This is a genomic window from Pseudomonas sp. RP-B7 (assembly GCF_059803535.1).
Genome location: NZ_JAPFHC010000058.1, coordinates 1 through 8,942, shown reverse-complemented (window position 1 = coordinate 8,942; position 8,942 = coordinate 1). Strand labels below are relative to the sequence as shown.

Below are 8,942 nucleotides of genomic sequence, written 5' to 3'. Positions count from 1 at the left end.
GCGGTTCAGCCAACACCTCTCTCAACAGTGCCACCGCTTTCGCAGCCTCGCTAGGGCTCGACAGCTCCCACAGGGGATTGGCAGTGTTCGGGCGATCTCCAGCCGAGCACTGATAGCCCGCCAACACCAATCACCTGTGGGAGCGGGCTTGCCCGCGAAAGCGGTGTTTCAGCCAACACCTCTACCAACAGTGCCGCCGCCTTCGCAGCCTCGCTAAAGCTCGACACAGGGAATTTCGGTTTCTTCCATTGGTTTCGGGTTGCGGTGATACGCCACACCTCGGAAAAAACCGGCTTGATTCTGGTCAAGGGCCACTGGCCATCCTCGCCTCTACCATCGGTCCCATCTTCAGCACGCCGCCGTAAGGGACCCCATGATCCGTTCCACGCACCTGACGCTTCACTGGCTGATCATGGCGGTGCTGCTGATGTTTTTGCCCAACGCCCAAGCCGAGCCCGCGCAGCAACGCATCGATCACACCTTCCCCCAACACGACGCAGTCTCGGCCGCCGAAGGCCCGTTCAAGGTGCGTACCATCAGCCAGGGCGGCCAGCCCGTCGGCTATGTGTTCCAGACCCTGGATGTGCTGAATATCCCGGCCTACTCGGGCAAACCGATCAACACCCAGGTGATCCTCGACACCGCCGGGATCATCCGCGATGCCTATGTGTTGGAGCACCACGAACCGATCCTGCTGATCGGCATCCCCGAGGCCAAGCTGCATGAGTTCACCGGCCACTATGCGGGTGTAGACGTGCGCCAACGGGTGGTGGTTGGCCGCTCCAGTGACCCCAAGGCGGTCACCGTGGACGCGATTGCCGGTGCGACGGTGACGGCCATGGTGGTCAATGAGGTGGTGATGCGCGCTGCCCATGAAGTCGCGGTGGCCCTCAAGCTGATCGACGGCAAGGCCGCCGCCAAGCAGAAAGCCGCGCTGATCCGCACTGATGAGTTCACCCCGGCGAGCTGGGCGCAGTTGACCGGCAACGGTGCGATCCGCCGCCTGCACCTGACCCGTGGCCAGGTCGACGCGGCCTTCAAGGACACCGCTGCCGAAGCCAGCGGTGCCGCCGCCGACACCTTCATCGATCTCTACGTGGCCGACATCAACCCGCCGAGCATCGGCCGCAACCTGCTGGGCGAGGCGCACTACACAGACCTGATGCAGCGCCTCAAACCCGGTGAGCAGGCGATTGCCGTGCTCGGGCGCGGGCTGTTTTCGTTCAAGGGCTCGGGCTATGTGCGCGGCGGGATTTTCGACCGGGTGCAGTTGCGCCAATTCGGCAATGTCATCAGCTTTCGCGACCTCGACCACCAGCGCATCGATGACGCCTACGCCGATGGCATGCCGGCGTTTGACGAGATGTCGGTGTTTATCGTGCGCCCGCAAGCGGCCTTCGACCCCGGTTCGCCGTGGACCCTGGAACTCTTGGTACGTCGCCAGACCGGCCCGGTCAGCGGCACCTTCAGCAGTTTCGAATTGCCTTACCAGATGCCCGAACAGTACCTGGAACGCCCGGCGCCCAGCGCCGAGGAGCAGGCGGCGATCGATGAAGCCAACCGCCCGCTGTGGCTGAGCATCTGGTATCAGAAGCAAACCCAGGTGCTGGTACTCGGCGCCGCGCTGGTGCTGCTCACGGCGATTCTGTTCCTGCAAGACAGCCTGGCCCGCCGCCCACGCCTGTTGCATTGGCTGCGCCGGGGCTACCTGGTGTTTACCGTGGTTTTTATCGGTTGGTATGCGTTGGGGCAGTTGTCGGTGGTGAATGTGCTGACCTTTGTGCATGCGCTGTTCGAAGGGTTCCGCTGGGAGCTGTTCCTCACCGACCCGCTGATCTTCATGCTCTGGGTGTTCACCGCTGCGAGCATTCTGCTGTGGGGACGTGGCGTGTTCTGCGGCTGGCTGTGCCCGTTCGGCGCGTTGCAGGAATTGCTCAATGAAGCCGCGCGTTTGCTCAAGATCCGCCAGTTCGAATTGCCGTTCGCCGTGCATGAGCGGTTGTGGGCGATCAAGTACCTGATCCTGCTGGTGCTGTTCGGCATTTCCCTGGAGTCCATGGCCACCGCCGAGCGCTTCGCCGAAGTCGAACCGTTCAAGACCGCCATCACCCTGCATTTCGACCGCCAGTGGTGGTTCGTGCTCTACGCCGTGGCGCTGCTGGTGATCAATCTGTTCACCCGCAAAGTCTACTGCCGCTACGTCTGCCCACTGGGAGCGGCGCTGGCGATCCCGAGCAAGTTCCGCCTGTTCGACTGGCTCAAGCGTCGCGCCGAATGCGGCAACCCGTGCCAGCTGTGCGCCAAGGAATGCGAGATCCAGGCGATCCATCCCGACGGCCATATCAACCCCAACGAATGCCACTACTGCCTCGATTGCCAGATGACCTGGCACAACGATCACAAGTGCCCGCCGCTGATCAACAAGCGCAAGAAGCGCAACAAGGCGGCGCAGCAGATTCCCGTGGTGCAGATAAATCCCAACGCTTGAAGGAGCAACCCATGAACGACACAGACGAAAAGCACGACGGCCTGACCCGGCGCGGTTTCCTCGGCAGCGGTGCGGTGACCGGCGCGGTCTTGGCCGGGGCTTCGGCCCTTGGCGGCACGGTGTTTACCCGTGAATCCTTTGCGGCGGCGGCCAAGGACGCCAAGGCGAAAATCCATGTGGAACCGGGCCAGCTCGACGACTATTACGGCTTCTGGAGCGGCGGCCACCAGGGCGAAGTGCGCGTGCTCGGCATCCCGTCGATGCGCGAGCTGATGCGTATCCCGGTGTTCAATATCGACGCCGCCACCGGCTGGGGGCTGACCAACGAAAGCAAGCGCATCCTGGGGGAGGGCGCCAAGTACCCGAACGGCGATTGCCATCACCCGCACCTGTCCACCACCGACGGCAAGTACGACGGCAAATACCTGTTTATCAACGACAAGGCCAACACCCGGGTCGCGCGCATCCGCCTGGACATCATGAAGTGCGACAAGATCCTCACCGTGCCCAATGCCCAGGCCATCCACGGCCTGCGCCTGCAAAAGGTGCCGTACACCAAGTACGTGTTCTGCAACGCCGAGTTCATCATTCCGCACCCCAATGACGGCAAGAATTTCGACCTGCAGGATCGCAACAGCTTCACCATGTTCAACGCCATCGACGCCGAGAAAATGGAGATGGCCTTCCAGGTCATCGTCGACGGCAACCTCGACAACGCCGACATGGACTACACCGGCAAATACGCCGCCGCTACCTGCTACAACTCGGAAAAGGCCACTGACCTGGCCGGCATGATGCGCAACGAGCGCGACTGGGTGGTGGTGTTCAACATCCCGCGCATCGAGGCGGCGATCAAGGCCGGCAAGTTCATCAGCGTCGACGGCGCCAAGGTGCCGGTGGTGGATGGGCGCAAATCGCTGGACGGCAAGGACAGCGAATTCACCCGCTATATCCCGGTGCCGAAAAACCCCCATGGCTGCAACACCTCGCCGGACGGCAAGTACTTCATCGCCAACGGCAAGCTGTCGCCCACCTGCACCATCATCGCCATCGACAAGCTCGACGACCTGTTCAACGGCAAGATCAGCGACCCGCGCGGCGTGGTGGTGGGTGAGCCGGAACTGGGCCTGGGCCCGTTGCACACCACCTACGACGGGCGCGGCAACGCTTACACCACGTTGTTTATCGACAGCCAGGTGGTCAAGTGGGACATCGCCAAGGCGATCCGCGCCTACGGTGGCGAGAAGGTCGACTACATCAAGCAGAAACTCGACGTGCACTACCAGCCCGGTCACAACCACGCCTCGCTCACCGAAACCCGCGACGCCGATGGCCAGTGGCTGATGGTGCTGAGCAAGTTCTCCAAGGACCGCTTCCTGCCCACCGGCCCACTGCACCCGGAGAACGACCAGTTGATCGACATCTCCGGCGAGGAGATGAAACTGGTCCACGACGGCCCGGCCTTTGCCGAACCCCACGACTGCGTGATGGCGCGGCGTGACCAGATCAACCCGAAAAAGATCTGGGAGCGCAACGACCCGTTTTTCGCCGAGACCGTGGCACTGGCCAAAAAGGACGGCATCAACCTGGAAACCGACAGCAAGGTGATCCGCGACGGCAACAAGGTGCGCGTGTACATGACCTCCATGGCCCCGGCCTATGGGCTCTCGGAGTTCACGGTCAAGCAGGGCAATGAAGTCACGGTGACCATCACCAATATCGACATGATCGAGGACGTGACCCACGGTTTTGTGATGGTCAACCACGGCGTGAGCATGGAGATCAGCCCGCAGCAGACTTCGTCGATCACCTTTATCGCCGACAAGCCGGGGCTGCATTGGTACTACTGCAGCTGGTTCTGCCATGCACTGCATATGGAGATGGTGGGGCGCATGAAAGTCGAGCCTGCCTGAACGCAGAGCACCACCACTGGGCCAATCCAGGCGCGTGGCTTGTGTGGAAGCGGGCTTGCTTCCACACAAGCCTTGCTCCCACACCGGGTCGTCTTTCATTCATGGGGTATCGCCGTGGCTCGATCACTTCTCGTCTTGCTGGCGCTGGGATTGTTTTCGGCCCAGGCGGCCGCCGCTGTGCGGCCACTCACCGACTTGCCGCTGCAACCCGATGGCGAACAGCACTGGCGCCTGCCCGCCGGCGAATACCGTGGCTCGTTCAGCATCGACCAGCCGATGCAACTCACCTGCGCCCCCGACGCCATCTTCCAGGCCGAAGGACAGGGCAACGGCCTGATCATCAGCGCCCCTGACGTCAGCGTGCAGGGCTGCACATTCCTCGACTGGGGCCGCGACCTCACCGCGATGAACGCCGCGGTCTTCATCCAGCCCCAGGCCCAGCGCACACAACTGCGCGGCAACTACCTGCAAGGTCCAGGCTTTGGCATCTGGGTCGACGGCACCGCCGACGTGAGCCTGATCGACAACCGCATCCAGGGCGACCCGCTGCTGCGTTCCCAGGACCGAGGCAACGGCATCCACTTGTACGCGGTGCACGGTGCTCGGGTCATTGGCAACCAAGTGCGCGAGGCCCGCGACGGTATCTACATCGACACCTCCAACGGCAACCTGCTGCAAGGCAACACCCTCGAAGACCTGCGTTACGGCATCCACTACATGTTCGCCAACGACAACCAGGTACTCGGCAACACCACCCGCCGCACCCGCACCGGCTATGCGCTGATGCAAAGCCGCAAGCTCACGGTGATCGGCAACCGCTCCGAGCAGGACCAGAACTACGGGATCCTGATGAACTACATCACCTATTCCACCTTGCAGGACAACCTCGTCAGCGACGTGCGCGACGGTTCCACCGGCGACAGCATGATCACCGGCGGCGAAGGCAAGGCGCTGTTTATCTACAACTCGCTGTTCAACCGCATCGAACACAACCGCTTCGAGCGCAGCGCCGTGGGCATTCACCTCACGGCCGGCTCGGAAGACAACCGCATCGCCGGCAACGCCTTTATCGGCAACCGCCGCCAGGTCAAGTACGTGGCCACACGCTTGCAGGAATGGTCGGCCGACGGCCGTGGCAATTTCTGGAGCGACTACCTGGGCTGGGACCGCAACGGCGATGGCCTCGGCGATGTGGTCTACGAGCCCAACGACAACGTCGACCGCCTGCTGTGGTTGTACCCCCAGGTGCGCCTGTTGATGAACAGTCCTGGCATCGAGCTGCTGCGTTGGGTGCAACGTGCGTTTCCGGTGATGAAGTCGCCCGGGGTGATGGACAGCCACCCCTTGATGCAAGCCCCCAACCACAAGGAACCTGCATGATGAACGTCGTCGAGATCGAAGGCGTCACCCAGCGTTATGGGCGCACGGCGGTGCTGCACGATTTGAACCTGAGCCTGGCTCCCGGCGAAGTGCTGGGCCTGTTCGGGCATAACGGCGCGGGCAAGACCACCGCGATGAAACTGGTGCTGGGCTTATTGCAGCCCGGTGCGGGGCAGGTACGGGTCTTCGGTCGTGCGCCGAGCGATCCCCGGGTGCGGCGCATGCTCGGCTATCTGCCGGAAAACGTGACCTTCTATGCGCAGTTGAGCGGCCTCGAAACCTTGCGTCATTTCGCTCGGCTCAAGGGCGCGCCGCTGCATCAGGTCGACCGCCTGCTGCACGACGTCGGCCTGGGCGCAGCGGCCGAGCGGCGGGTCAAGACCTACTCCAAAGGCATGCGCCAGCGCCTTGGGCTGGCCCAGGCGCTGCTGGGTGAGCCCCGCCTGTTGCTGCTCGACGAACCCACCGTCGGCCTTGATCCGGTCGCCACCCAGGACCTGTACGGTTTGCTCGACCGCCTGCGCGAGGGCGGTACCAGCATCATCCTGTGCTCCCACGTGTTACCGGGCGTGGAGGCGCATATCAACCGCGCCGCGATCCTCACCCAAGGCCGTCTGCTCGCACTGGGCAGCCTCGCGCAATTGCGTGCCGAGGCCGGGTTGCCGACGCTGATCCGCAGCCGTGGCCTGCAACGCCCGGACATGTTGCAACAGCGCTGGAGCGCCGCCGGGCATGTCACCCAGACCTGGGGCCCAGGTGGCCTGCAAGTGGCGGCGCACGCGAACGACAAGATGGACCTGCTGCGCCAGTTGCTGGTGCTGGACAGCCCCAGCGACGTGGAGCTTTTGCCGCCGTCCCTGGAGGACATCTATCGCCACTACCTCAACAGCGGGGAGGTCGCCTTATGAACGCAGTCTGGAACCTGGCCCGCAAAGAGTTTGGCGACGGCCTGCGCAACCGCTGGTTGTTGGCGATCAGCCTGTTGTTCGCAGTATTGGCCATCGGTATCGCCTGGCTTGGCGCGGCCGCCGCCGGGCAATTGGGCTTCACGTCGATCCCGGCGACCATCGCCAGCCTGGCCAGCCTGGCGACTTTCCTGATGCCGCTGATCGCGTTGTTGCTGGCCTACGACGCCATTGTCGGCGAAGACGAAAGCGGCACCTTGTTGCTGCTGCTCACTTACCCGCTGGGACGCGGGCAGATCCTGTTGGGCAAGTTTGTCGGGCATGGGCTGATCCTGGCCCTGGCCACCGTGATCGGCTTTGGTTGCGCGATGTTCGCCATTGCGCTGTTGGTGGATGACGTTGAACTGGGCCTGCTGCTCTGGGCGTTTGGCCGCTTCATGCTGACCTCGACATTGCTGGGCTGCTGTTTTCTCGGCCTGGCCTACGCGCTGAGCAGCCTCTGCGCAGAAAAATCCACCGCCGCCGGCCTGGCGCTGGGCGTGTGGTTCTTCTTTGTACTGGTGTTCGACCTCGGTTTGCTCGCCTTGCTGGTGCTGAGCAAAGGTCAATTCAACCCTCAGGGCTTGCCGTGGTTGCTGCTGTTCAACCCCACCGATGTGTATCGGCTGATCAACCTCGCGGGCTTCGACACGGGGACTGCATCGGTCGGGGTCATGGCCCTGGGCAGCGACCTCGATGTGCCGGCGCCAGTGTTATGGGCATGCCTGCTGGCGTGGGTCGGCGTACCGCTGGCGCTGGCCTATGGCTTGTTCAAACGGCGCGCGGCCTGAAGAATTCTTATGACGGCTGGAGTCACGTTTATGGGTGTAAAAACACGGGTAATGGCGGCGCTGTTGGCCGGCCTGTTGCTGGCGGCGTGCGACAAGGCGCCAGAGTCGAGCTTCACCGATGCACCGGTGGCGTTTCATCCCAATGATGAGTGTCATGTGTGCGGCATGGTCATCAGCGAATTCCCCGGGCCCAAGGGCCAGGTGGTGGAGCGCGACGGGGTGAAGAAGTTCTGCTCCACCGCCGAAATGCTCGGCTGGTGGTTGCAGCCGGAAAACCATCACGACACGGCCAAGCTGTATGTGCATGACATGGGGCGCAGCCATTGGGATGCACCGGACGACACGCAACTGATCGATGCGCGCACTGCGTTTTATGTGATCGGCACCGGGCTCAAGGGCGCGATGGGGGTGGTGCTGGCGTCGTTCGCCGATGAGGCCAAGGCGCAAAAGGTCGCGGCGGATACGGGTGGGCGCGTGCTGCGGTTTGCCGAAATTGACCTGGCGCTGTTGCAGCAACCGGCAGGCATGGCCCACAGCGGGCACTGAGTCAGCCTGCCTGGTAGCCCATCAGCTGTTCTTCGCACAGGATCCGGATGGTGCGCCGCTGCACCTCGATCAAGCCACTTTCGACCAGCCGGTGCAGGATCCTTGAAAAGGTCTCCGGCTGGATCCCCAGCTTCGATGCCACCAGGCGCTTGGGCACTTGCAGCACCACCTCACCGCTGACGGCATTGCGCTCCTGGAACAGGAAATTGATCACTCGGCGACTGGCGTTGGCCAGGGTCAGGGTGTCGATGTCTTGCAAGCGCTGGTGCAGGTGGATGCTCATGCTGCCGAGGATCGCCAGGCAGATCTGCGGCTGGTCCTCCAGGGCACGGCGGTAGTGCTGGCCTTCGATGCTGACCAACACGCTGTCTTTAAGCGCGGTGGCGCTGACCGGGTAGGCCTTGGCTTGGGTAAACAGCAGCGCCTCGGCAAAGGTTTGGCCGGGTTGGATGACTTCCACCAGGTGCTCCTGGCCTTCGCCCGTGACGCGGTGCAGTTTGATCTGGCCGCTGACCAGCAGGAAGAAACGCTCGGCGGGGTCGCCCTGATGCACGAGCGGCGCGTGGCCGGGCAGGCGCTTGAGGTTGGCCAGGGTGCAGACGTCCTGGAAGGTTTTTTCCGGTAGCCGGCTGAACAGGTGGTGTCGGCGCAGGGTCAGTACGATTTGGGGGTGGGTGAGCATGGGTTGGGGCCTCCGCGGGTGGTCAGGGTAGGGCGCCTTGGGGGAATGCGGCTATGCCTCTGAAGGAGTACCTCTGGGGCTTGAGTCCATATCCGTTGCTGCGGTCACCCATCACCTCTACCAACAGTGCCGCCGCCTTCGCAGCCTCGCTAAAGCTCGACAGCTCCCACAGGGGATTGGCGGTGTGAGAGGGATCTC

The 8,942-nt window shown here is 63.1% G+C and carries 7 protein-coding genes; 6 read left to right on the top strand and 1 reads right to left on the bottom strand.

From position 1 onward, the window contains the following. The first annotated feature begins 412 nt into the window (after nucleotides 1–412). From nosR to OPU96_RS28575, 6 genes are all read left to right on the top strand, one after another. The gene (nosR, locus tag OPU96_RS28600; RefSeq protein ID WP_498560171.1) at nucleotides 413–2,488 is read left to right on the top strand and encodes a transcriptional regulator NosR; all 2,076 of its coding nucleotides are present in this window, start codon (nucleotides 413–415) and stop codon (nucleotides 2,486–2,488) included. Between the two features lie 11 nt (nucleotides 2,489–2,499). After that, a complete protein-coding gene (gene nosZ / locus OPU96_RS28595) occupies nucleotides 2,500–4,401 on the top strand; it encodes a TAT-dependent nitrous-oxide reductase (protein ID WP_192300743.1) in 1,902 nt (633 codons plus the stop codon). A 108-nt stretch (nucleotides 4,402–4,509) separates the two neighbouring features. Next, a complete protein-coding gene (locus tag OPU96_RS28590; protein ID WP_442962233.1) occupies nucleotides 4,510–5,781 on the top strand; it encodes a nitrous oxide reductase family maturation protein NosD in 1,272 nt (423 codons plus the stop codon). Continuing rightward, nucleotides 5,781–6,689, top strand: coding sequence for an ABC transporter ATP-binding protein (locus tag OPU96_RS28585; RefSeq protein WP_226457831.1), 909 nt, complete (start codon nucleotides 5,781–5,783; stop codon nucleotides 6,687–6,689). The genes OPU96_RS28590 and OPU96_RS28585 overlap by 1 nt, the downstream gene beginning before the upstream one ends. Beyond that, nucleotides 6,686–7,516, top strand: a complete 831-nt coding sequence (locus tag OPU96_RS28580) for an ABC transporter permease (protein ID WP_498560170.1) — start codon at nucleotides 6,686–6,688, stop codon at nucleotides 7,514–7,516. Before OPU96_RS28585 ends, OPU96_RS28580 begins: the two co-directional genes overlap by 4 nt. Before the next feature lie 30 nt (nucleotides 7,517–7,546). After that, entirely contained in the window at nucleotides 7,547–8,062 is a 516-nt protein-coding gene (locus OPU96_RS28575; RefSeq protein ID WP_498560169.1) for a nitrous oxide reductase accessory protein NosL, read from the top strand. Nucleotide 8,063: 1 nt separating this feature from the next. On the opposite strand, the gene OPU96_RS28570 is transcribed toward OPU96_RS28575, so the two are convergent. After that, entirely contained in the window at nucleotides 8,064–8,744 is a 681-nt protein-coding gene (locus tag OPU96_RS28570; RefSeq protein ID WP_192300740.1) for a Crp/Fnr family transcriptional regulator, read from the bottom strand. Between the last annotated feature and the right edge of the window lie 198 nt (nucleotides 8,745–8,942).